18 protein-coding genes are annotated in these 26010 nt (G+C 39.9%); 8 read left to right on the top strand and 10 right to left on the bottom strand.

Translation table 11 applies throughout. The features are described 5' to 3' along the window. Positions 1-49: 49 nt before the first annotated feature. On the bottom strand, positions 50-2656 hold the full coding sequence (locus CLV57_RS09525) for a M1 family metallopeptidase (RefSeq protein ID WP_169927072.1): 2607 nt from the start codon (positions 2654-2656) through the stop codon (positions 50-52). A 207-nt stretch (positions 2657-2863) separates the two neighbouring features. On the opposite strand from CLV57_RS09525, the gene CLV57_RS09520 reads away from it, so the two are divergent. Next, positions 2864-4174 (top strand): cytochrome ubiquinol oxidase subunit I, encoded by a 1311-nt coding sequence (locus CLV57_RS09520; protein WP_100341067.1) that lies wholly within the window; start codon positions 2864-2866, stop codon positions 4172-4174. A gap of 56 nt (positions 4175-4230) precedes the next feature. Beyond that, positions 4231-5244 (top strand): cytochrome d ubiquinol oxidase subunit II, encoded by a 1014-nt coding sequence (locus tag CLV57_RS09515; protein WP_100341066.1) that lies wholly within the window; start codon positions 4231-4233, stop codon positions 5242-5244. A gap of 11 nt (positions 5245-5255) precedes the next feature. Here CLV57_RS09515 and CLV57_RS09510 read toward each other — a convergent pair whose 3' ends face one another. The 8 genes from CLV57_RS09510 to CLV57_RS09475 form a co-directional block, all read right to left on the bottom strand. Further along, on the bottom strand, positions 5256-6731 hold the full coding sequence (locus CLV57_RS09510) for a nicotinate-nucleotide adenylyltransferase (RefSeq protein ID WP_100341360.1): 1476 nt from the start codon (positions 6729-6731) through the stop codon (positions 5256-5258). 270 nt (positions 6732-7001) lie between these two features. Then, entirely contained in the window at positions 7002-9377 is a 2376-nt protein-coding gene (locus CLV57_RS09505) for a porin family protein (protein ID WP_100341065.1), read from the bottom strand. Between the two features lie 55 nt (positions 9378-9432). Beyond that, positions 9433-10554, bottom strand: coding sequence for a DUF4249 domain-containing protein (locus tag CLV57_RS09500; protein WP_100341064.1), 1122 nt, complete (start codon positions 10552-10554; stop codon positions 9433-9435). Between the two features lie 111 nt (positions 10555-10665). Beyond that, on the bottom strand, positions 10666-11859 hold the full coding sequence (locus tag CLV57_RS09495; protein WP_100341063.1) for a DUF4249 domain-containing protein: 1194 nt from the start codon (positions 11857-11859) through the stop codon (positions 10666-10668). A gap of 1 nt (position 11860) precedes the next feature. Beyond that, on the bottom strand, positions 11861-13024 hold the full coding sequence (locus tag CLV57_RS09490) for a DUF4249 domain-containing protein (protein WP_100341062.1): 1164 nt from the start codon (positions 13022-13024) through the stop codon (positions 11861-11863). A 1-nt stretch (position 13025) separates the two neighbouring features. After that, positions 13026-14171 (bottom strand): DUF4249 domain-containing protein, encoded by a 1146-nt coding sequence (locus CLV57_RS09485; RefSeq protein WP_100341061.1) that lies wholly within the window; start codon positions 14169-14171, stop codon positions 13026-13028. A gap of 31 nt (positions 14172-14202) precedes the next feature. After that, positions 14203-16971 carry a TonB-dependent receptor gene (locus tag CLV57_RS09480; RefSeq protein ID WP_100341060.1) on the bottom strand — a complete coding sequence of 923 codons (2769 nt, stop codon included), beginning with the start codon at positions 16969-16971 and terminating at the stop codon, positions 14203-14205. After that, positions 16968-17690, bottom strand: coding sequence for a hypothetical protein (locus CLV57_RS09475; RefSeq protein WP_100341059.1), 723 nt, complete (start codon positions 17688-17690; stop codon positions 16968-16970). The genes CLV57_RS09480 and CLV57_RS09475 overlap by 4 nt, the downstream gene beginning before the upstream one ends. Positions 17691-17934: 244 nt before the next feature. Here CLV57_RS09475 and CLV57_RS09470 point away from each other — a divergent pair, with 244 nt between their 5' ends. Together CLV57_RS09470 and CLV57_RS09465 are read left to right on the top strand one after the other, a co-directional pair. Next, complete coding sequence (locus CLV57_RS09470; protein ID WP_100341058.1) at positions 17935-19752, top strand: AAA domain-containing protein; 1818 nt, start codon at positions 17935-17937, stop codon at positions 19750-19752. Positions 19753-19800: 48 nt separating this feature from the next. Then, complete coding sequence (locus CLV57_RS09465; RefSeq protein ID WP_100341057.1) at positions 19801-20109, top strand: RNA recognition motif domain-containing protein; 309 nt, start codon at positions 19801-19803, stop codon at positions 20107-20109. Positions 20110-20226: 117 nt separating this feature from the next. On the opposite strand, the gene CLV57_RS09460 is transcribed toward CLV57_RS09465, so the two are convergent. Then, complete coding sequence (locus CLV57_RS09460) at positions 20227-20832, bottom strand: FMN-dependent NADH-azoreductase (RefSeq protein WP_100341056.1); 606 nt, start codon at positions 20830-20832, stop codon at positions 20227-20229. Between the two features lie 110 nt (positions 20833-20942). Here CLV57_RS09460 and CLV57_RS09455 point away from each other — a divergent pair, with 110 nt between their 5' ends. From CLV57_RS09455 to CLV57_RS09440, 4 genes are all read left to right on the top strand, one after another. After that, complete coding sequence (locus tag CLV57_RS09455; protein ID WP_100341055.1) at positions 20943-21305, top strand: winged helix-turn-helix transcriptional regulator; 363 nt, start codon at positions 20943-20945, stop codon at positions 21303-21305. A gap of 363 nt (positions 21306-21668) precedes the next feature. Further along, a complete protein-coding gene (locus CLV57_RS09450; protein ID WP_100341054.1) occupies positions 21669-23627 on the top strand; it encodes a PAS domain-containing sensor histidine kinase in 1959 nt (652 codons plus the stop codon). Positions 23628-23639: 12 nt separating this feature from the next. Then, positions 23640-24074 carry a response regulator gene (locus CLV57_RS09445; protein WP_100341053.1) on the top strand — a complete coding sequence of 145 codons (435 nt, stop codon included), beginning with the start codon at positions 23640-23642 and terminating at the stop codon, positions 24072-24074. 18 nt (positions 24075-24092) lie between these two features. Further along, the gene (locus CLV57_RS09440) at positions 24093-25973 is read left to right on the top strand and encodes a PAS domain S-box protein (protein WP_100341052.1); all 1881 of its coding nucleotides are present in this window, start codon (positions 24093-24095) and stop codon (positions 25971-25973) included. The last annotated feature ends 37 nt before the right edge of the window (positions 25974-26010 follow it).

The raw sequence follows: 26010 nt of genomic DNA, 5'->3' as shown, positions 1-26010 counted from the left end.
AGCAAAATTGCTGACCGTTCTTGTTTAAGAGATCTTTATCGCTGATCGTCTATTTAAACAATTCATCTCCTAAGCCGCTATTCGCTTTAACTTCGGTAACTTCAAAATTAACCGGCTGACCGAGTACATTAGCACTCATTTTATAAGGTATTTTAATACCTGCAGGCGTATCTCTGTAATCACTCCACTCTACAACCCCAGAGCCTGCCACTTCCGTGTATTGCTTAACTTTTAACCCGGTCTTTTGTTCGTAAAAAGTTTTCACCACAGTACCGCCCGGATAAGTTACATTAACCAAATAAGCCAGATCTTTTCCTACAACCTGCATTTTAGGATCAAGCGCTATACTATACCCCGGCTTATCAAATAAAAGTTCGGGGAAGAACTGGTAGCGCGCTTTAACTTGTTCGGTAGTAGCTTTGTCAATTGCGAAATCCCGTCCCATCTGGCTAACTTTCACACTGTCTGATGCGCTAACAATTTTTAGCACCGGCGCATTATTATAAGCTGGTGCATTGATGCTATAAATATACTTTGAAGGCGCCTTATAGCTGGTTGATAGCTTTAAAGCGGTTCCCTGTAAAACCCCATCGCCATTAATTGTAATATCTTTTAAGGCATTTAGTTTTGCAGCGCCACCAATGGCATCAATATATTTTTTCACCACCGTTGCGGCGGTTAGCCCGGCCTCAACATCTTGTCCGCTATAGTAGTTGTTATTGGGGTTAACGTCGGGTAAAACATGATCGGGGTCAACGGTAATTATTTTTATTTTTTGAGTGGAAGGATATAAAAACGTCCACTCCCCGCCGCGTTGCCAAATCTCGGCAGGTAGTTTTACAATGCCGGTTTTGCCATTTTCTTCAACTATTTCAACGGTAATTGGTAGTGCCATCTCGCCCAGGTTCTCAACAGTTACAAGCGCACCTTTTGCAGGCTTATCTTCTATATAATTAACTTCTTTTATACCTTGATCCAGTTTCCAGGTGGTCATGAACCATTGGTTCCAAAACCAGCTCAGGTCCTCTCCCGCCGCGTTGTCCATGGTGTGGAAGAAATCCCAAGGTGTTGGATGCTTGAATGCCCAACGTTTAATATATGTAGTAAACGCGTAGTCAAAGCGCTCTTTTCCAAGTATCTGCTCACGCAAAATAGTTAAACCCAAAGCAGGCTTGTTATACGCTGCATTACCCAAGTAGCCCTCCTGTATTACATCAGGCAAACTCATAATAGGCTCCGCGTCTTCCCCAAACATACCGGGGGCTTGTTTATGCACATCTTCTTTCTGATAGTATTCACCTTTATTGAATTCTTTTGTGTCAACACTATTAATAAAGGTGTTGAACCCTTCATCCATCCAGGCATATTTACGTTCATTTGAACCTACTATCATCGGGAACCAGTTATGGCCAAACTCGTGGTTTGTAACATTCCAAAGGTCACCACCTGATGAGTTGGAGCTGCAAAAAACTATCCCGGGATATTCCATGCCGCCTACTATACCCGCTACATTGGTAGCTACAGGATAAGTATACTCAAACCATTTTTTTGATGATTGCTCAATTGTGGCCTTTACATACTCGGTCGATCGCCCCCATGCTTCGTTGCTGCCATTCTCGGAAGGATAAACAGATTGGGCCAACGCTTTTTTACCGCTTGGTAAATTAATGCGGGCGGCATCCCAAACAAAAGCTTTTGACGCGCCCCATGCTACATCACGCGAATTAGTACATGTGAAGTGCCATGTTAGATTCGGCTTTGATAGTAAAAATTTTGCTTTGCTGTCAATATCGGCAGCGCTGCGTATAATAACTGTTTTATCGCTACTCTTTGCGGTATTCAATTTGGCCATGGTTGCCGCGGTATATACTTCAGCCGGATTAACCAATTGGCCCGAACCAACTACCAACATATTGCCAGGCGCAGTTATGGTATAGTCAAAATCGCCGTATTCCAAGTAAAACTCGCCGGCGCCAAGGTAAGGCAGGGTGTTCCATCCGCTTATATCGTCATAAACTTCCATGCGCGGATACCATTGGGCCACCTCATAGATCCAACCGTTAACAGTTTCAACGCGGCCCATTCGGTCTGTTCCATACTCGGGCACTTCAAAAGCGTAATCTACTTTTATCTGCACTTTAGCTCCTGCACCTTTCAGTGATGAAGCTAATTTGAGTTGCATGCGTGTATCTGTAACCGTGTAGTTTGCTTTTGTTGTCTTGCCATCTGCAATAATATTTACATCTTTCAACTCAAAGCCTTTTGTATAACTACGATTGGCAAAACGTCCACCCAGTACATTACTTGTTTCCTGTGCTCTTGAATCTTCCCGCAAAATATTCTGATCTAATTGCAACCATAAAAAAGGTAGAGCATCCGGACTGTTATTGGTGTAAGTTATCAAAACGCTGCCTGTCACTTTATTTTTTACCGTATCAAGCGCTACGTTGATCTTATAATCGGCTCTGTTTTGCCAGTATTTTATGCCTGGCGCACCGCCACCGGTACGGTACTCATTAGCTTTATCAGGATAAAATAAAGGGTTAAACACCTTATGCTGATCATACTTAGGTGGTTGTGGCATACCGCTCTGCGCCTTGGCGCCCATGCCAATTGCAGCGATAGCTATAGTTAATAAAAATTTAGTTTGCTTCATATTTTGCTAAGATGTGTAAAATGGTAAGGCAAGTTAAAATTAGCAACAATTATTGACCATTTTTTACAAAACGATGTGTTTACAATCAATAACGATAAATAATTTAAAATCATTATGTATTGGTAATAATAGATCTCAATTGCTATACTTTATAATACATTTTATACCCTTTGGCCTATCTTAGCAGCACATAATATATCGCCTTATATGGATGATTTTTTAGCCGCCCGTTCACAAATGGCCCTTTCGCTTGGGTTCCACATCATTTACTCGTGTATTGGAATGGTAATGCCAGTTTTTATGGCCATAGCCCATTATCAATACATAAAAACTGGTAATGTAGTATACAAAAACATTACGCAGGCCTGGAGTAAAGGCGTAGCTATATTTTTCGCAACCGGTGCCGTATCAGGCACTATGCTTTCCTTTGAGTTGGGGTTGCTTTGGCCTAAATTTATGTTACATGCCGGGCCTATTTTTGGTATGCCTTTTTCATTAGAAGGTGTTGCTTTTTTTATTGAGGCCATAGCCTTAGGCTTTTTTCTGTACGGATGGAACAAATTCAATAAATGGTTCCATTGGTTTACCGGAGTACTGGTTGGTGTTAGTGGTATATTATCAGGAATTTTAGTAGTATCTGCCAACTCATGGATGAATAGTCCGGCGGGCTTTAATTACGTTAACGGTAAGTACACCAACATTGACCCTATGAAAGCCATGTTTAATGGCGCTTGGTTTAGTGAAGCGCTACACATGACGATAGCTGCTTTTGCAGCCACTGGTTTTGCGGTTGCCGGAATACACGCTTTGATGATCTACCACAAACAGAATATATCATTCCATACGCGGGCTTTTAAAATTGCGATTGTTTTTGGTGCTGTGGCCGCAATTTTACAACCGCTGAGCGGGGACCTATCGGCAAAACATGCGGCTAAAAACCAGCCCGCCAAACTTGCCGCGATGGAAGCCTATTTTGAAACGCAAGAATATGCACCATTGGTTATTGGCGGCATACCAGATACAGCAACAAAAAAGGTAAATTACGGCATAGAAATTCCAGGTTTGTTGAGTTTTTTGGTGCACGATGATTTTAAAACAGCGGTTAAAGGTTTAGACCAAATTCCAGTCAATGAACAACCACCTGTAGCAATAACGCACTATGCATTTCAAATAATGGTTGGCTTAGGAATGATCATGTTGGCCATTGGTATATTGTACTTGATCTGTATTTGGAAAAAGAACAACTGGTTATTTAAACCTTGGTTCTTAAAGCTGTTCATATTTGCCACGCCACTTGGATTTATAGCACTTGAAGCCGGTTGGACAGTGACAGAGGTTGGCCGCCAGCCATGGATAATACAGGATATAATGCGCACAAGCGAAGCTGTAACCCCCATGCCCGGCATACAATATTCGTTTTACCTTTTTACATTTATTTATTTTACACTTAGTGTAGCAGTTATTGTTTTGTTGCAAAGACAGATAAAAATGGTACCTGTAGTGTATGATGTAAAATAATAGCTATTGTAAATTTAGGTGGTAATGACGAGGGACTAATGACAAATGACTAAAAAATGCTAACTGTAATAATCCTATTTCTTTGCCTGGCCATTCTGCTCTATTTTTTATTGGGCGGTGCCGATTTTGGCGCTGGTATAATTGAACTTTTTACATCGGAAGCCAACCGCCAGCGCACGCGCTCAACCAGTTATCAGGCCATAGGGCCGGTTTGGGAAGCTAATCACATGTGGCTGGTTATTGCTGTGGTTATTTTATTTGTTGGCTTCCCGAATATTTACAGCGTAATGTGTACCTATTTACATATTCCTATTTTGGCCATGTTGATGGGAATTATAGCAAGAGGAACCGCGTTTACCTTCAGGCACTATGATGCTATAAAAGGCTATCGCACCCAAACACTTTACAATAGCATTTTTATTTACTCAAGCTTTTTAACACCGCTTTTCCTGGGCATCATCGCTGGTAGCGCGCTTTCACGTAGAATTGATACTGAAGCTACAAATTTTGCTGACGCCTATATTTTCTGCTGGCTTAACGGATTTTCAATTGCAGTTGGATTGTTTACCGTTGCCTTATGCGGCTTTTTAGCAGCTATTTACCTTATAGGCGAAGCCGATAATGATTTTGACATCAAGCGTTTCTTTAAAAAGGCCAAGATGTTGAACATTGTAGCGTTTTTTTGCGGAGGACTTGTATTTCTGGCTGCCGAGACAAGTAACATACGTATGGCGAAATGGATATTTGGGAATCCGGTTAGCTTAATAGCGGTAATTCTTGCTTCGTTGTCGCTAGTATTACTTTGGGTAAGTATAAACAGAGGAAAACGGTATATTATTCGGGTGTTCGCGGCATTCCAGGTAAGCATGATCTTACTTTCTGTAGGCTACACACATTATCCATACTTTATTACCGAAAAGAACGGCAATCACCTGTCATTACTTACAGATCATGCATCAGCAAGTACTGTTAACGTATTAGGATGGGCGCTGGTTGTAGGCAGTTTATTTATACTACCTGCTTTGGGCTACTTATTTTACAGCTTCAGAGGGCATACAGATCACGACTAAAACCGAAATTATCAGTTTATCTTTTCATCTGTAACAACAACCGGTGTTGAAGCGGGAGGTACTTCGCAAGGGTAACCAAACAGGCACCGCTCCTTTATCATTACGGCAACCTCAGCTGGTACATAGTCTTCCCATCCTGATGCTCCTTGTTTAATCATCTGCAAAACTTTGTCCGTTTGCACATTAAGATTGCTTTCTCTGTAGTGCCTTATATCTTCAATCTTATTATTAGCTATAAGATAACGGTACAGGTCAATTAAATGTGGAGGCGGGTAAAAACGAAGACAATTCCATATAACGCCATCGCGTAAAGTCGGGTAAATAAACAATTTCACCTTACGGCTAAACAATGTTGCAAACGATTCTAAAATGCCACCTTGCAGATCCTGGTAATGCTCTTCTGCAAAAATATACTCCAGGTTAGGGTAACCTAACACCACTCCCAGCTTAAGCTTGGTGATTTTTGACATATAAGCCACCAGTTTGTAATACTCGTGGAAGTTAGATATCATTACAGTTTGCCCGAGTGAGCACAGGATGTCAACACGGTCAAGAAAGTCTTTTTCGTCAATTTCGGCAAGCGGATCAGCATCACGCTCCTTGAGCGACTGTAGGGTAAGTTCTGCAACAACCATCACATTCTCCTTATCTACATCCGCCTCCTGCAAAAACTGCTTCACACCAGTGTTCAACATGTCCATATGAACATTGATAACAGGTCTGAAGCGGCCTCTGATTACTACCGCGTGTTTTTTATAGAGCGCTTCCGAAGGTTGCAGGTTTTTACCGTCGGGACCAAACACGGCAGCATCTGAAAAACCATATTTCACCAGGTGTAAACTCATTAAACGATTATCAACTTTGGCAAAATCAGGTCCTTCAAACCTTACCATATCTATCTGTAAACGATCTCTGGAAAGATCGTCCATTAACGATTGAAGAAAAACGTTTGGATTTTCGTGGTAATAAAAAGATGCGTAAAGCAAGTTAACACCTAACACGCCTACAGCCTGCTGCTGCATAACGTTATCGTTATCTAACAAGTTAACATGTATCACAACTTCGTTATACTGCCCGTTGGGTTGTAGTTGAAAGCGTATGCCCATCCAGCCATGCCCTTCGTTGGTTTTATGGTAGTTAAGCGCTGAAATTGTATCGCATATTGCAAAAAATGTAGTGTTATCGCCGCGTTGACTGGCCAATCGTTCAACTATCAAACCATATTCATGATTAAGCATAGCTATTAAACGCGGTTCGCTTACATAACGCCTAACTTTCTGCGTACCGTAAATTGCATCAGAAACCACCATGTCATAAGCAGACATGGTTTTAGCTATAGTACCTGAAGATGCACCTGCTTTAAAAAAATTAGCAGCTACATCCTGCCCTGCCCCTATTTCCGCAAACGATCCATATATCTGAGGGTTAAGATTTATAGCGAGGGCTTTTTGTTTAGTCCCGAGGTCTTTGTTGTGGATAACAGCCATAGTATTAAACTTATTTAAGGGTGCCGTTACAGTATCTGCAAGTGGCATAAAAATACGGTTTTTTTAACAACCATCACCGTAATTTACTAAAAACGCAACAGGATAATTACTTTAATAATAAAATTATTACCCGGTAGAGATTGTTTAGCCCTTTAAAAAATTAGTCGCTTGTTTGACAACTAAACCAACAATAGGTTTATTTACAAATACTTAAAAACAGCACAAGCCGTGTTATTCAACACAGCTTGTGAAAAGAATATGAGCGGAAAATTATTTTACTTCAAAATATAAATAAGCCGAACCGCTTCGCCCATTGTTACTTATTCCCTGCAATACACCAACGTATTTACCGGGCATATCCGAAGTATAATATTCAAAGTTGGTTTTACCATCTGCCTGCGTAATTACCTTTGGATTCCAATAAAGCGCATTCCTGAAATCAGGCAATCTACTACCTTTCTGGTCTGCTGTATCATATACCGGCGAATAAAACTGCCGCTGTAACTGCAGTCCTTCGTAGTCAATTAATATTGCCTTGGGATTTAATTCAAACCCATTCATATCTCCTTTGTAGGTTACAAAACTTAGCACACCTTCAAAAATAGCCGGTCCATTGAACACTCTTTCCGGTTGCACATCCACCCTTTTTATTTTTAGCGGATCAAGTTCAAAAATTTTATTGTTATCAAACAAAGGCACGCCATCAACCATAATTAAAGGTTCATCATTAAGCACGCCTTGCTGATTGAACATTTTAACTGATAGTTTTTTATCTTTCTTTACAAGGAATATGTAAGAAACAAACTCGCGCAGCACCTCCTCCGTTGTTGTAAATCTGGTAAACTGATCAAGCACAAATGTTTTAGCAGGCTGTCCGTAAAAAGATATTGAATCAGTTTGAGGGCTATTGAACTGTCTCATGGCTGTAGCCTGATAATTATTTAACACCTGCATACTCAAGCTATAATCCGCAAGTAGTTGTTTTTGAGACGGTGTTATATTGAATGCTGAAAGTTTATTGTTAGTGTACTTGTCAAAGAAAGGACTCGCCAGATCAATTTTATAGCTTGTGCTGTCAATAGCATAATTAGTTTGCAAAACTGCCTCATTCGCACCATACACCAATCCGGAGTTAACAAAGAAACGACCCTGAGCGTCTGAGCGGGCTGCAAATAATCTGGCTTTAGCTCCAGGAACGGTTAGGTAAGCTAAAGCATTGGGCACTGCAGTTCCCGACTTACGATCTTTAACCGTGCCATATAACATCTCGCCCGCGTATTCAGGCAGAAACTGGAACGCCATTTTTTTTGATGATGTTGCATCAGCCCAATTAAAGGCTCTCCAACCCTGCGCCAGTAATAAGTTATCTAAAGCAGTATTTGTTTCGTGGTTGTTATTGTCAAAATAATACTCCGGAGACTCGATAAAGCCTTTTACATCCGCGGCTAGCCATAAATAGCTATTTATACCAGCGTTATCAATGTTTTGAAGCGAATCAACCTTGTATACAGACATTGACATTGTAGCGGCTTGAGGCTTTAAAGCTTCATCAGATGCGTTAATATCAACACTTACCTTCTGTCTCTTTTCATAAGCCGATGCATCCGTTTTGGCATTTATTTTTAACATTTGAACCGGCCGTTTAAATACCAGTCGCTCACAAACTGGTTGTCGCTGTGCATTAAATAAGGTAATTTGATTAACCCCGTCTGCCAGTTTACTTTTATCAATAGCATAATGACTGGCGTTTTCTGCCATTACAATCTCTGTAGCAAACTGCACGGCAGCGCTGTTATGCACAAGCAAATACAAACGTTCGTTAGTGCCAGTGTTTTTGCTGTTAACTGTTATATCCCAGGCCGCTCCTTTATCTTCTGCATGAAAAACATATCCTGATGTGTTTATCTTAGGGAGAGCATTGTTTACTGTTTTACCGTTCGTCTTTACAATTGCTTTATATGTTTTGCCGGTAGCAGGTGTAAAATTAAATGCTCCAATCCCCATTTTGTAAGGACTGAATCTGGCAACGGTGTCGTTGTTTTGATCAACTATTGCACCAGCATATAAAATTCCTTTGCCGTTTGAACCGGTTACCTTCACGGCAACCTTGTTATTCAAACCTTCAACTAAATTACCACCCTCCGGCATAAACTGAACGTCAAAATCAGTTGGTGTGGTTTGTAATTTTTCGGGCTGCTGAGCTATATTAACAATGGTTAAAGGTTTTTCAAAAAAAGTTTCCGGCCCAAAATTTTTCATCCAGGCAGTGTAGGCTCTGAATTTGTAACTTCCGTTAGTGACCGATGCCGGCAAAAATATTGAGCCATCTCCCTGCCCGTCTTTTAATTCCACTTTAGTTTGAAGCAGCGGCACATTATTGTTGTCTAATAGCTCAACATATGCAATTTTACTCAAGTTAAGCGGCACGTGCGAAGATGCTTCAACATTGTAAACCTTGAACCACAATATTTCCCCCGTCAAAAAAAACGTTTTGTTTAAATGCACGTAAAGTTTTTCCGTAACAACCTGTTTTTTATAATTGTTAACGTTTGCTTTTAGGTCATCAAGCATTTGTGCTTTTAGCGCGTTTGGCAAAGCAATTATTAGTGCTACCAAAGGAAGAAAATATATTTTTATCTTTTTCATTTTCAACTTTATAGTTTTTGTGATAGTGGTCAAATTATTTCGTTATAGTTTGTTATTACTTCCAATAAGAGGGTTTTTGAGTTGATCCGCCAAATAACCGGCAATCTGCACAAGATAATTTTTCTGTACCGCCACCAGCATCCAGGGGTATAAATTGCCTTCCTGTTGACCTAAGAAATGTTATTTTAGAAACTGCCTCTAAACACTCTGTTTTGTCTTCAACATTAAACCATGGACTTGGAAATTCTGAAACAATAAATAAAAGTCGTTTTTGCGTGACCGTTCCGGCGCTAACAAAACCAATAACGGTTTCATCCGCATTAGACGTTGACTTTATATTGCCGAACAATTGAGATGGCTGCGCGTCAAAAATGCTTCCCACTTTTTCGGTGTTATTTCTGAGTGTTTCCCAAAAAGCGAACGCTTCAGCAGTTAATACACTTTGTTTTACTAAAATACTATATTCAATATGCAGCTTTTGTGATTTACTTGGGATAGATAGAATTGGCCTGTCTGTAACCCGGCTTTCAGAAAGATTGGCTGTAGAGGTCAGCAAAATATTAGGCGAGGGTAAAACACGCCAACATGTATGGATATTCTCTGTTGATAGATTTCGTGGTAATATGTTACCATTCTCTATTTTAAACGACGAAAACAACTGACTTTCGTATTCCCAAGTTTCTTCATAATCATATTTATAATAAATGCTTTTCCCCGAGGCATCGTAAGTATCAAGGGTGAAATTTAACGCGTTATTATCAAAATTGTAATTAAGATTGAAGGGCGGTGATACTTTGCTTTCAACAAATTGAGAGACGTATTCCTTATTGTCTTTAGTGCGTATTCGTAATCTATATTTCTTAGCGGGGTCCAATCCCAAATTAGCGCCGTACTTGCCACCTTTAATCGTTTCGGGAAGCGCATAAACAGGTCCGTTTTCTGTTTCTACGCTAACAGTGGCTGTCTTTTCGGGCGTAACTATGGCTTTCCCGTCTAATTTAAATGTGTAGCTTAAATTAAATATGGTTGAATCAGCGCCTGTATTTATTAAACCCTCTACAACTAAAAAATTGGAATTTACATCTTTAACCGGCTGAACATATCTTTCTTTACAGCCGGACAGAGCAAAGCCCGTCAGCATTATTATAAAAAAAGAAATATGGTTAAACCTTGCCATGTTATCTCAAATAAAAATTTGTCTTTCCAGCTTTACGAACCTGTGGACGCGCTTCATCGAGACAGCACATTACGCTATTCTTAGCGCTATTTAATACCCCTAACTTCATATCTACTGTATCCAATAAGGAGGTGCTACATTAGTGCCACCCTGTAACCTGCAATCCACACAATAAAACTCAGGTGTAGCCGATATCCAAACCGGTTTGCCACGCGAGCTCGAATCGCCAACAGGTATTAATTGCGGCGGCACCGGATCAATTATGTATTTTTGCACTTCTCCTTTATTCACCCAAAACGTATCTAAACTTGCAATGCAATATTTATCATCAGCATTACCCTGATAATGAAAAGGAAAGTCTCTCGCTAATAGGGTTAAACGTTTTTGAGTTATTGTTCCTGCACTAACATAACCTATTACTACTTCGGCCGGATTAGAAACACTATGGATATTGCCGTACAACAAAGATGGCTGAGCATCAAAAATACTGCCCACGCTCTCTGTATTTTTTTTAAGATTAGATAAAAACTGAAAACCACCCTTCGTCAAGACATTTTGTTTCACCAATATACTGTACTGCTGACCTATTTTTTCTGAATTTTTTGGAATATTAACTAATTGAAAATCTGCAACCTTGTCATTTATAAGTGCATCGGTAGATGTAAGCACTATTTTACCGGATGTTAATGTATGATAACAGTAAAATATATTATCCTCAGGAAAGTGTCGTTGTCTGATTTCGCGGCCAACAACTTTCCAAAGCGATTTAAGTTTGGATTGATATTCCCATGTTTCAGTAAAAGTGTAATTGTAATATTTACTTTTACCGGATACATCTTCCGTATTGGCATAAATGTTTAATTGTTCGTGTCTGAAATCATAGGTAAGTTCAACAGGAGGTGAAACCTTACTCTCTACAAAATCAGATAGATACTGCTTACCTCCTTTAAGTATCACGCGCAACCTGTATTTTTTTGTATGATCCTGAGGAATAGCAGGTATGGCATAGCTACCCGGTTTTGCTGCAATTTCAGTTAAGGTGAAACTTGCTCCACCATCATTTTCCACCATAACAGTAGCTCCTTTTTCAACGGCCATAATCGCTTTACTTTCCAATTTGAAAGTTCTGCTTAAATTAATTATAGTAGAATCACCTCCGGTATTGATAAATCCGTCAATTACCAAATAATCAGGGTTTACATCGTTAGTTTGAGGAAAATATTTCTCTTTGCACGCATAAAACAAAAGGCATGCAAGTGACACACATGATATTAGCTTGAAATATTTAAATCTAAACACCATCATATTACTTTATAAAATAAGGGGGCATAGTGAGCGTTCCACCGCGCAAACGACAGTCTGCACATGGTTGCTGAGTCGCGTATAAATTAAACTGTTCGTCGTAGTATAAAGGCAAGTATTCAGGCGATGAGGGATTAGTTATCAAGTCCCTTATGTCTTGTCCTTGCAAAATATCTGCAGTACATCCGTATAAATTAACACCCTTAATAGAGAAAGGGAGTTCTTTAGCAAGCAACACTGTTCGTTTTTTTGTTACTGTACCGGCACTTACAAAGCCAATTACAGTTTCGTCGGGCGCGGTTGTGCAGTGGATGTTACCAAACAATTGCGATGGTTGACTATCAAAAATGCTACCTACCTGTTCGGTATTTTTTCTTAGTGTTTCAAAAAACTCAAAGCCGGCCTTAGTGAGTACTGTTTGCTCCACATAAATACTATACTGCCTTTGTATCTTTTCCGACGTCTCCGGTATAACTTCCAGGGTAAAATCAGCGACTTTATCCTCCGTTAATGATAGCGTACTCGCCAAGGCAATCCTTCCCGACTTTACATAGCGATAGCAATGGTAAATATCATCTTGCGGGTAAACCCTCGGCACTATAGCACGGTTTACTACCTTGTACTGAGAATTAAACGGCGCAACATACTCCCACGTTTCTTCATATGCAAATTTGTAATAACGGCTATTGCCGCCTGGGTCAGTTGAATTAGCGTACATGTTGAGATTACCATGCCTTACATCATAAGAGATACTAACCGGTTGAGCAACCTTACTTTCAACAAAATCAGAAAGATAAATTTTGCCATTATTCGTTCTTACCCGCAGCCTGTACTTCTTTGTATGATCTTGCACCAAAGACGGCACCGAATAGGTTCCGGGCTTTGAGGGCAGTTCCGGAAGCAAAACAGTTAAACCGCCATCACTCTCAACTGTAACAACTGCATTTCTTTCCGGTGACACGATAGCTTTACTATCAACTTTAAATGTACGGCTGATTTTGAAAATTGTAGAGTCGCCTCCTGTATTTATAAAACCGTCAATAACGAGATAGTTGGGATTAACATCCTTTAAAACAGGCACATACTTTTCTTTACAGGCACACAATAGCATGCCTATTAGTGTTATAGATGTTATCCAATTATTCGTTTTAACTCCCATTCTTGTCATATCACTGCCTCCAATAAGATGGTTTGGTGAGAATTCCACCACGCAATCGGCAATCTGCACATGGAGCAGCGGTTACAATTAAGCTATCATTATCATCATGGTCTTCGTATAGTGGCAGAAATTCAGGCGACGAGGGGTCAAGTATTAACTCTTTTACCAACCGTCCTTTTAATTTTCTTGTAACGCATCCATAGGTTAGAACAGGCTTGGGAGGAAAAGGAAGTTCTTTAGCCAATAATACTATTCTTTTTTTTGTTACTGTGCCGGCGCTTACAAAGCCTATAACGGTTTCGTTTGGCGCAGTTATACAACTTATATTGCCAAATAATTGCGAAGGTTGGCTATCGAATATACTGCCTACCTGCTCAGTGTTTTTTCTTAGCGCTTCAAAAAAATCAAAACCCGCTTTGGTAAGTACGTATTGCTCCACATATATGCTATACTGCATTCGTATCTTTTCAGATTCTTCCGGTATAACCTCCAAGGTATAGTCTGCGAGTTTATCTTCAGTTAAAGATTGTGTACTTGCCAAGGCAATTCTTCCTGATTTTACATAGCGGTAGCAATGATATATGTCATCCTGAGGGAAAACCCTATCGCGGAGTTGATGATCAACCACTTTAAGTGATGATAGAAATGGCGCTACATACTCCCACGTTTCCTCGTAGTTAAACCTGTAATAACGGCTTTTGCCGGTTGGATCAGATGAATTTGCATACATATTCAAAACATTGCCATGCCTTACTTCACAGGTAATATTCACCGGTTGTGATACCTTACTTTCCACAAAATCCGACAGATATTCTTTTCCTTCTTTAGTTTTTACCCTTAATCGGTACTTTTTTGTTTGGTCTTGTCCCAAAGATGGTATTGAATATGTTCCTGGCTTTGATGTTAACTCCGGAAGCATAACATTCAAACCGCCATCACTTTCAACTGTAACTATTGCACTCCGCTCAGGTGCGCTAACAGCCTTGTTATCAATCTTAAATGTGCGGCTAATCTTAAAAATCGTCGAGTCTCCGCCTGTATTTATAAAACCGTCAATAACCAAATAGTTGGGGTTAATATCTTTAAGTGTAGGAGTATACTTTTCCTTGCAAGCACATACCAATACCGTACAGGCAAGTGCGAAACTCGCTGACATTGATTTTATATGTGGCCTCAATACAATCACCTTAAAAACGGATATTATAATTTACAAATGGTATTGCAGCAGCAAAAATTGACAATTGATAACCGTTAACCTTGCCGCCCTCAGATACATAGTACGTTGAATATGGATTGTGTCGCCCGGTAAGGTTATAAACACCCAAGGTCCAAGAGCTATGGAAACGTTGGTTCACACGGTGGTTCGGCTCAAATGTTGCCGAAAGGTCAAACCGGAAATAATCAGGAATTCGGTATTGATTTCTGTCTGAATAATAGATACGCTCAGAGCCTGCATAATAAAAACGGGTAATAGGCAGGGTAATAGGTCTGCCTGTACTGTAAACACCATTAAAGGATATGCTGTAACGATGCGAGAACCGGTAATTACCAATTAAGTTAACCGAGTGGGGCTTATCATAATTAGCTGGATACCATTCGCCTCTGTTAATTAATTCACCTAAATTGGTATTGTTCTGTTGCAACAGAATGCGTGAGTAAGTGTAACTCAACCAGCCGTTCAATTTGCCGGTTGATTTTTTCAGAAAGAACTCAACACCATAAGACTTGCCTTTTACCGGTAACACATCATTTTCAATATTTTGATTTAATACCAGTTTAGCGCCGCTACGATAATCAAGATAATTATTTAGGGTTTTATAATACACTTCTACAGATGTTTCGATAGTATTGGATTTGAAGTTTCTATACAAACCAAGCGAAACCTGGCTGCCCATTTGCGGCTTAATGTTATTATCGCTCAGCTTCCATACATCTGTTGGCGATATTGCTGTTGTATTTGAAAGCAGGTGAATGTATTGACGCAGGGTGTTGAAACTTGCTTTAACTGAAAAATCTTCAGACAATATATACCGTATTGAAGTTCTGATCTCGGGCGCTCCGTAAGTTTTAATAACACTTCCGCTATTGTAGGTTTTGCTGCCAATAACATTAAATTCTGTAGTAGGCTGTCCGGGTGCATAAATATTAACTGTTTGCGGCCCCAAATAATTAAACATAGAAAACCTCATTCCTAAGCTCATGGATAGATTTTGCGTTACGTCCATCTTGTTGCCAATGTAAAGCGCGCTTTCTAAAGCTTGTTCTGCCGGCACAATGTCCGGTCTAACAAGTGATTTATCGCCCCATGGCAAATTGCTGCCCGGGTTGAGTTTATAAAGTATGCTGTTTAAACCTACATTGATTGTATTTTTAGGATTTAGGTAATAGGTAAAATCTGTACGGAAATTTAACTGCCTGATGTTGAAATTGAATTTGTAAGCATTGGTAGCACTCACATCGCTTTTAATACCATACTGATAATAATCATAGCCTCCTCCAAAAACACCATACAATTTATTATTGAAAGTGTGGCGCCATTTTAACGACAGGTTTGTATTTCCGTAATTATAACTGGTATCGCCATTGAGTTTAAAACCGTCGCTGCTGGTATATGCAGAAAGGTAAATCTGGTTCCTTTCATTAATTTGATGACTAATACCGAGGTTTAGATCATAAAATGAGGCACTGCTGTTTCTATACGAAGGCTGTTGAAGGCTTTTTAGTAACCAATCAGCATATGTAGTACGTCCGCCAAAAATAAATGAGGTTTTATTGGTGTCAATAGGGCCTTCTATGTAAAACCTGCTGGTAAGCAAACCTAATGAACCTGAACCTGTATATTTTTTTCGATTTCCCTCACGGTTGTTCACCTCAAGCACTGATGATAAACGGCCTCCGTATTTCTCCGGGATGGTGCTTTTATAGAGCTCTACATCCTTAACCAGATCCGGATCAAACGCAGAGAAGAAACCAAAAAAGTGTGCCGGATTATAAATGGTGGCGTCATTAAACAAAATAAGGTTTTGATCTGCAGCTCCTCCCCTAACGTTGAAACCTGTGCTGGCCTCACCCACACTTTGTACCCCTGGCAATGTTAACACAACACGCAAAACATCTGTTTCACCAAATACAGTAGGCACTTGTTTTATGCTTTTTATATCCAGTTTGGTTACCCCCATGTCTGTGCTACGTACATTAGCCACTTTTTCTGCAGATATTTTTACCTCCTTTAAGCTGGTTACCTGCTCCTGCATTTCAATATTGATGCGACCATCGCTAAAGACCATTAACTGCCTGCGGGTATCTTTCATACCCAATCCTTTAATTTGCAAAGTATTAGGCCCCTTAGGTAAACTAATTGAATAATAGCCAAACCCATCAGTTGCAACTCCTTGTTGGGTTGATGGTACGTAAATACTGGCACCAACAACAGGTTCTCCAGATTTTGCGTCTCTTACGTATCCGGCTACTGTGGCCTTGCCCGGCGTTATGGTGTTGGTAGGTATTCCTATATTATAGGTTTTATTTTCAGACAAAGCTTCAACAGCTTTGGGTTTTACCTCGTCGGTTACAGCAGCTGCAACAACCGGTGTAACATTGTTAACAGGCTGCGTGCCGGCTTGTACCGAACTAAAATATTGATCGGCCAGTTTTACATCAACCGCTCTACCTTTAGTTAAAAAAACCTGCCGGTTGTTAATTGCATATTTGTAAGGCGTATTTTTAAACGCCTCGTCTAATATTGCAGTTAGTGGTTTACGTTCAGCAACCATTGTTACGTGCAGGCTGTCAAACTGCAGTGCATCGTAATAAAAGTAATAGTCGCTTTGCGCCTCAATTGCCGTAACTACCTGTTTTACATTAGCTTGTTGAAAATTAACAGTAAGCAGTCTGTCCTGCGCAAAAGATGCAATGCTCAGTAGTAAAAAACCTGTGATAAGGTATAGTGATCTCATAAGGAAATTTGGTCATAATAGTTTGCCAGCTTAGCAAAAGCTTCTTCTTTTCCGGCACCGAAATTAAGTGCGGCTGATTTGATATATGCTTTGAGCGCATCCGCCTTGTTATTAAACAGTTTCAACATATCGCCGCGACTTTTAATTGGCATATACTGTCCATCCTTTTTTATATAAATGGCATCGTCGTTCTCGAAAGCTATTTTAAGACCTTCATCTTTCGTTAAAATCTCAGATCGTGTTTTTGACCGTTTAGCTATAACGCTGCTTTTTCCGGCGTATAGTTCTTCGTAAAATCTTTCTTTGGTGGCGTTTTTAACTTCAGAAGCAGATATGCGCACAAAATGATGGCTCCCTAAATGAAACGATGAAACTTTTTCCGGAATGATCACAAATTTTATGGGGCCATTTGGCCTTTTTGAAACAGTTAGGTCACTAAACGCATCATAAAGAAGTGGTACATTTTTGTACACATTTCCATTATATACCAGGGAGGCCATTGTCCATTCTTTGTTATCTTTAAAGAAAACACTTCCTATATTTACCCTTACCTCATGATATTCATAACCTGAAAACAACTCCGACTGCTCCCCTACTGATTCAGTGTAATAAGCTAACGTCGCGTTATATGCTGCGCTATCAGGCAATTGCTGAGCATTGCTGTAACTACACAATACAACTACAAAAAATGCAGTTAAAGGCAGATAAAATTTTGTCATAAAAGGTTTACATCAAAGATGGTATGCAGGAACTTTCTATCATAATAGTCGTTTCCTTGGTTTGAGGTTGCTAACACTAAGATACAAATCAACCCACTGTACCCTAAATTTTTAGGTAATTATTTTTAACTCATTAAAAAACACTTATTGACCGCCAGTTAATAAGCAATAACGTTTAACACCTGCGCATTAATCCATAATGTAGTTAGCTATTATGTTTTTTATCTATCATTGTGGCACTTCAATGAGTTACTTTAAAGAGCTTTTAAAATTACTATCAGCAGAGCGGGCCGCTGATGAGGCACAGTTTGAAACTATTACCAAAGGTACGGGCGCTGCACACCGCAGGTCTTTAGGCTTATGTTGGTATCCAATTGTAATAAGAAATACAGAGCCCACACGTGGCGATTACCTGAGTGTTGAGGTGGAGCGAACAACCCACAAAGAAATAACGCATCAGATACGTTTTGGCAGTTCAGTAGCGCTTTTTTCCAACCATGATAGTGCAGATAGAATTAACGGGACTGTAACGTATATAGGATCAGACCGGATGAGGATTACCGTACTTACCGAAGAACTTCCGGATTGGTCGCGGAATGGAAAATTAGGCGTTGATCTGCTATTTGACAGCCACAGCTACTCTGAAATGGAAGCTGCACTCAAACTGGCAGATAAAACAGAAAGCGATTTGATTAGCGTTTTAACAGGTGCTGCGGAAGCGGTTTCCATACCAGCTAAATATTTAGATAATGCGCTTAATCAATCACAACAGCATGCAGTAGCTAATGTATTAGGTGCCAAACAGCTGGCTATAATTCATGGCCCTCCGGGTACTGGCAAAACAACAACACTTGTAGCCGCCATTAAAGCAATGATACAACGAGGTGAGCCGCAAATACTGGTTGTTGCACCAAGCAACACCGCTGTTGATCTGCTAAGTGAAAAACTGGACGCGGTTGGTTTGAATGTGTTGCGAATAGGTAACCCCGTCAGGGTAAGTTCGCGGTTACAGCGTTTAACATTGGAAAGCCGCATGGCCGAACACAGTCAGATGAAAGATGCGAAGAAGCTAAAAAAGAATGCATCTGAGTTTAAAAACATGGCGCATAAATATAAGCGCAACTTTGGCAAGGCGGAACGCGAGCAGCGAAAGGCACTATTTAATGAGGCGCACAAAATAACCCGGGACGCCACTGCCATTGAAGATTTTATAGCCGAAGATATTATTATCAAAACCCAGGTAATAACCGCTACGCTGGTTGGAGCAAACCATTATACTGTTAAAAATTTAAAATACAATACGGTTATCATTGACGAGGCCGGACAGGCACTTGAGCCGGCCGCATGGATACCCATACTAAAAGCAAACCGCCTGATCATGGCGGGCGACCATTTGCAGTTGCCACCAACGGTAAAATCCAGTCAAAGGGAGTTGGCAGTAACATTGTTAGAAAAGTGTGTGAACCTGCAACCACAAACAGTTACTTTGCTTAATGAGCAATACCGTATGAATAGTGCCATAATGGGCTTTTCATCATTGAAGTTTTATAATAACAAACTAACAGCACACCCAAGCGTTGCCAACCGTGTATTAACAGATAAACACAAGCCTTTCACATTTATAGACACCGCCGGGGCAGGTTATGAAGAGCAAAGCGAAGGAACAAGTATTGCAAACCACGAAGAAGCGGCATTTATAGCCAAACATATAACATCCATGAATTATCCGGCTAACACCAGTTTGGCGGTGATTGCACCGTACAAAGAACAGGTAAATTTGCTTAAAAAAGTATTAGTTGATACTAATGCCGATGTAAATACCGTTGATGGATTTCAGGGCCAGGAGCGCGACGTTGTTTATATTTCACTAACGAGGAGTAATAATGACGGTAGCATAGGATTTTTGTCGGACTACCGGCGCATAAATGTTGCTCTTACAAGGGCTAAGCTTAAGCTGGTAATAATTGGCGATAGTGCTACATTAGCACAAACCCCCTTCTACGCTGAATTGATCAGTTATGCTGAAAATATTGATGGATATGAAAGTGTGTGGGATTATTAATGAAACAAAATTTATACCTTTAGGTTATAAACTATTCAAACAAAAATAATGGTTAAAATATTTTTTGGCGGTTTCCCGCTCGATATGACCGAGTTGGAAATTGTGCAACGGGTTGCCCTTTATGCAGATGTACAAACTATAAAAATTGTACGCGACAAAAAAACAAGGGTGTGTAAAGGATACGCCTTTTTAGAGGTTGCAGACAAAGCCGGCGCAGAGCAGGCTATTGAAGCATTGAGCGGTACTTATATTGCCGGCCGTGAATTATTATTAAATATTGTTCCTGACCAGCCTGCCGGAATGCGCCCAAAGCCTGCGCAAAAAACTTTTAGAAGGCCACGCTTACAGAGGAATTAACAGCCTATTTTCGTCTGCGTAAGCATTTCAGCAACATTCCAAATTAAAAAAGCTAAATAGTACGCAATAAAAAGAGCCGCTCTGTAAAACGGAGCGGCTCTTTAGTTATGAAAAGATTTAGTTGAGGTGAATGCCCGAGATGCTTTTCTCTAAAGCAATATCTTTAATGCCCGGTATAGCCGTACCTTCTACCCTGAATATGGTAACATCTGTCAGGCCAATATGGCCCAATACCGTTTTCAAGTATGGAGCTACAAAGTCATTAGCCTGCATTGGCCCTTCAGAGTAAATTCCACCGGTAGACTCGGCTATGTAAACCTTCTTGCGGTTATCTAATAAGCCATGTAACCCACTCTCGTCATATTTAAAAGTAACTCCTGCCCTTATAATATGGTCTAACCAGGCTTTCAAGCTTGAATGTATACTATAATTGTACATAGGTGCGCCTATAACAATTATGTCTGCATCGTTAATTGCCTGAATGGCTTCGTCTGAATGCTTCACTGCTTCCTGTAAAGCCGGGCTCCTATTTTCGGCAGGCGTAAAAAATGAGGTAATGTGAGCTTCCTCCAGATGCGGAAATTGTAGCTCAACTAAATTTACCTCGTTAACGGTGCTGCCCGGATAAGCCGTTCTCAACTTATCAATAATAGCATTACCCAGTTTTATGCTGAATGAAGCCTCACCACGTGGACTTGAAATAATATGCAATAGCTTTTTCATGGTTTCTATTTGTTTTTTTGTTACATCAAAATTAGGTACATTTACTTACAAAAGGTTAGCACTATACAAAAGGTAAGTACTTACCTTTTGTATAGTTAATTGATTATAAAATGGTTAAAGAGGAAAAGCATTTAACTGCTCAAGAATGTACAAAGCGCCTTACGGCTGTAGGCGACGCCTTATATGCAATAGGTGGTAAATGGAAGCTACGTGTTATAATTGCGCTGCGCGAGGGTAATAGTCGTTTTAATGAAATTCAACGTGCAATTGACGGTATCTCTGCCAAGGTGTTGGCAAGCGAGTTGAAAGACCTGGAGCTAAACGGCTTTATAAAACGCACTGTACACACCGGCACACCTGTTATAGTGGAATATGAACTTACGCCGTATGCAGATACCTTAAATGATGTACTTACAGCTTTATTTGCCTGGGGCGCGGCTCACCGTGAGCATATTAAAGCTGGTTTACGCTGATTACATTGTATGTGTCTTCAATTTTAAAAGAAGAAAAAATCAATTCATTTATAAGTGCGTCAATAATTTTTTAGGTAACAATTAAAAAAGCGTTGCTATTTTCAATACCGAGTATTAGATTTGTTAGGCAACGCCAGCCTTGTTACGTACAACGTATTCTTTAAAAAGGATATGTATTATTTGCTGTTACCAATATAACTTGGATGACCGTTTTCATCTAATCCCCTTAACAATGAAACGGATCTGATATAAATGTACCGTTAACGTTTTACGCTGAATGGTATACAACACCAATTTTTAAAACTATAATAAATTTAAAGCGGCTAAATAGTTTTAAGCCGTTTACCACCGCTTTTAAAATCTATGTCAGTAAAACAAAACGATATATCATCGGCTTTGGGAAAAACACTTGATGGCCAAATTTTCAAGCTGTTGGTAGCTAATATTGAAGATTACGGTATTTTTATGATTGATGCCAATGGTGTTATTCGTACCTGGAACCAGGGTGCCGGCTATATTTTCGGTTTTACCGATACCGAGATCATTGGCAAACATATATCTGCCTTTTATAAACCGGAAAGCGTTAACAACAACATTCCCAGGGAAAACCTTAATGAAGCGCTGAAAAACGGATCGTTTGAATGCGAAGGATGGCGGGTCCGTAAAAACGGAGATGTTTTTTGGGCAAACATAGTGCTCACTACGCTCTATAATGAAAAAGGGCATTTGATTGGTTTTGCCAAAATAGTAAAAGACATTACCGAACGTAAAAATGCGCAAGACAGGCAGCAAGCTGCAAGCGATGAATTGCAACAACAGGTTAAGGAAACAAAAGGAAAAGCAGCATCTACAGAAGTCAAGTTTCGTAAAATCATTGAGAATAGCTATGATGGCATAACACTGCTTGACGAAAAACTCAGTATTATCTACAGAAGTCTTTCTTCTGAACGCATAAATGGATACTCAACCGATGATTGGAGAAAACTTACTTTTGAAGATATTCTGCATCCAAATGACCTTGACAAATTCAATTCAACACTCAAAACGGTCTTTGCCAAGCCAGGCATTCCGGCATTGTTAACTTATCGAACCAAGCATAAGCAAGGGCATTACATCTGGCTGGAGTGTGCCTTTACCAATATGTTAGATAACATTAGTATTGGCGCCATTGTATGTAATTTCAGGGATGTTACGGAACGTAAAAATGCGCAGGACGAAATTGAACGCAAAACCGAACAGATCACCAATATTTTAGAAAGTATAGGCGAGGGTTTTATAGCGCTTGACAGAAATTTTAACTACACATACGCCAACAAACGGCTTGGACAAATGCTTGAACGGAACCCTGCTGATCTGTTGGGAAAAAACATTTGGGACGTATATCCGGATATAGTTAATTCAAAAACATATGATGCTCTTGTTAAAGCAATGACCGAGCGAACACATGTAACGAATGAAGACTATTATGCTCCGTTAAATCTGTGGCATGAAGTTGACATTTATCCTGCTGCCGAGGGTCTTTCAATTTTTATAAGAGATATATCTGAACGTAAGCTGGCCGAAATTGAGATCCAGGTACTCAACGAAACACTCGAAAAAAAGGTGGCAGAGCGTACTGCTCAATTTCAGGCTGCCAATAAAGAATTAGAATCATTCTCTTACTCCGTATCGCATGATCTACGTACTCCTCTACGCGCGGTAAACGGTTATGCCATGATGTTGAAAGAAGATTTTGAAGACCTTTTAGGTGGAGAAGGCAATCGAATTGTTGACACCATTATTAATAATGGAAAGTTGATGGGACAGCTGATTGACGACTTACTTGCTTTTTCGCGTATGGGCCGTAAAGAGGTAAATCTTCAACACACCGATGTGCATGCATTGATTAAAACCTGTTGGTTGCAGCTGACTGACCAAATGAAACAACAATACCGTTTGATATTACATGAACTCCCCCCCTGCTATGCCGACCCCAGTTTATTGAAACAGGTGTTCTTAAATATCTTGGGCAATGCAATAAAATACTGCGGCAAAAAGGGTAATCCTGTTATCGAGGTGGGTTTTACACAGGAAAAAATGCAATACATTTATTATGTTAAAGACAATGGCGCAGGGTTTGATATGAAATACAGCGATAAGCTGTTTGGTGTATTTCAGCGCTTGCATAGTAATGAAGAGTTTGAAGGGACAGGTGTTGGACTGGCCCTAACTAAACGTATTATTGACAAACACGGAGGAAAAATATGGGCAGAGGCCAAACCCGGTGAAGGAGCAACATTTTATTTGAGTATACCCGTTAAGAGTAAGGTGCCGAAACTGTAACTTTTGTTTTTTATGGAAATTGAATTACTATTAGTTGAAGACAACATATCTGATGCCGAACTCACTATCAGATCTTTAAAAAAAGTGGGATTGGCAAATACAATGCTTCATGTTAAAGATGGTGCAGAGGCACTTGATTATATTTTTAGTAAGGGCGAATATGTTGATCGGAACTCAATTAAAAATCCTAAACTTATTTTACTTGATATTAAAATGCCCAAGGTTGATGGAATTGAGGTTTTGCGGCAAATAAAAAACAACGAGGCTACACGAAACATCCCTGTAGTTATCATGACCTCGTCAAAAGAAGAGCAAGACATCATAACCAGTTATAGCTTAGGTGCGAATAGTTACATAGTTAAACCGGTAAATTTTGAAGGCTTTTGTAAAGCCGTAGCAGATCTTGGTTCATATTGGCTAATAAATAATCAGCCTCCTATCTCGTAGCACTTGAATAAATTGAGCATGTTTAACACAAAAAAGTTAAAAATACTGCATCTGGAGGATTTACCTACTGATGCTGAACTGATCAACCGAACACTACAGCGCTCGGGCTTGGTGTACGATAGACTTTTGGTAGACAATAAAGTTGATTACGTTAGAGCGCTTTCGGATTTCAACCCTGATATCATATTATCAGATCACTCTCTTCCATCATTCAATTCTTTTGAAGCGCTTTCATTGTTAAAAGAGAGCAGGCTTAATGTTCCTTTCATTCTAATAACTGCTACCATATCTGAAGAATTTGCGGTTGATGTAATGAAAGCCGGAGCCACAGATTATATACTGAAAGACCGCACGCAACGTTTGCCAAGTGCCATTACCAACGCGTTGGAGAAGTTTCAGTTAGAGAGCGAACATCATAAAGCCATTGCCCAGCAAACCGCTATCCTTAATGCGCTTGCTCCAAACATCACCTTACTTAATGAGCAGGGTAAAATAGTGGCTGTTAATGAATCGTGGCGGAAGTCGGCGTTACTTAACAACCTGGGAATGCCTAATTATGGTGTAGGTTACAGCTATATTGCTATTGCCGAGAAAGCTAATGCTGTTGATAAAGAAACCGCTTCAACAATTGCTGAAGGCATCAAAGATGTAATAAGCGGCAAAAAGAGCGAATTTACACTTGAGTTTAAAAGCAATTTACCCAATAACAAGAAATGGTTCCAGCTGGTGGTGGCTCAGCTTATTAACAGCGAAGAAAAAGGAGCAGTTATTTTACACATTGATATAACCGACCGTAAGCTGGCCGAACAGTCACTGGTAAAATCAGAAGCCAATTTACGCTCGGTTTTTGAAAATACAGACCTCGGCATTGTATTACTTGATGAACAGGGAAAAGTAATCTCATTTAATACCAACGCTAAGTTTTCCATGCAAAATCATTTTGGTAAAAAGCTTAAAGTTGGCGCTAATGGCGTTAACTATTTCCCGCAGAACCGCAGAGCGGATATAAAAAGAGCTATTGAGCGAGCAAACCATGGAGAAGTAGTGAACTACGAAACCGTTTACGAACTTGCTGATGGCAACACCGAGTGGTATGAAGTACGCTGGCGCAAGGTTTTTGATGAAAGTGTGCAAAGTCCGGGCGTTATACTCACGTTTAAAAATATCACCGAGAAAAAGAACCAGGAAAAGCAGAATAACAAGATCACCGCCGACCTGGTACAACGCAATAAGGACCTGGAGCAATTTGCTTATATAGTATCTCACAACCTGCGAGCGCCCGTAGCTAACATAAAAGGTTTACTTAATCTGAACGCCATAAATCCTGATGACAGCGATGGAATAGAAACGTTAAACGCGCTGAAAACTTCTGTTAATAACCTTGACAGGGTAATAGCCGATCTTAATCAGGTATTGCAGGTAAGCAGTCAGTTTAACCAAAAGCGCGAATTGGTTGTGCTTAGCGAGTTGGTTGAGGAAATAAAATCAAGCATTAGTCAAACGGTTTTGAAAACACGTGTGCGCATAAGTTGTAATTTTTCTAAGATAGATAGCATTTTTACGCTAAAGAGCTATATGCACAGCATATTTCAAAATTTAATAATCAACAGTATAAAGTACAGCAAGCCGGATGTTGATCCGGTGATCAATATTCACAGCGAAGTTGATGGAAAAACCATTTCAATGGTATTTGCCGATAATGGGAAAGGCATAGATCTGAACAAACATGGTCAATCTATTTTTGGTTTGTATAAACGCTTCGACAGCAGCGTTGAAGGCAAAGGAATGGGACTGTTCATGGTCAAATCTCAGGTGGAGAGTTTACGCGGAACCATACGCGTGCAAAGCGAAGTTAACAACGGCACACACTTCATTATCAATTTACCGCTGGGAGAATAAGATACATTAAAAACAATAAGGCTGAGAAATTTTCTCA

The organism is Mucilaginibacter auburnensis (assembly GCF_002797815.1).
GTDB lineage: Bacteria > Bacteroidota > Bacteroidia > Sphingobacteriales > Sphingobacteriaceae > Mucilaginibacter > Mucilaginibacter auburnensis.
Note: the sequence above shows the minus strand (reverse complement) of the source record. Positions and strands in the feature narration are given on the sequence as shown.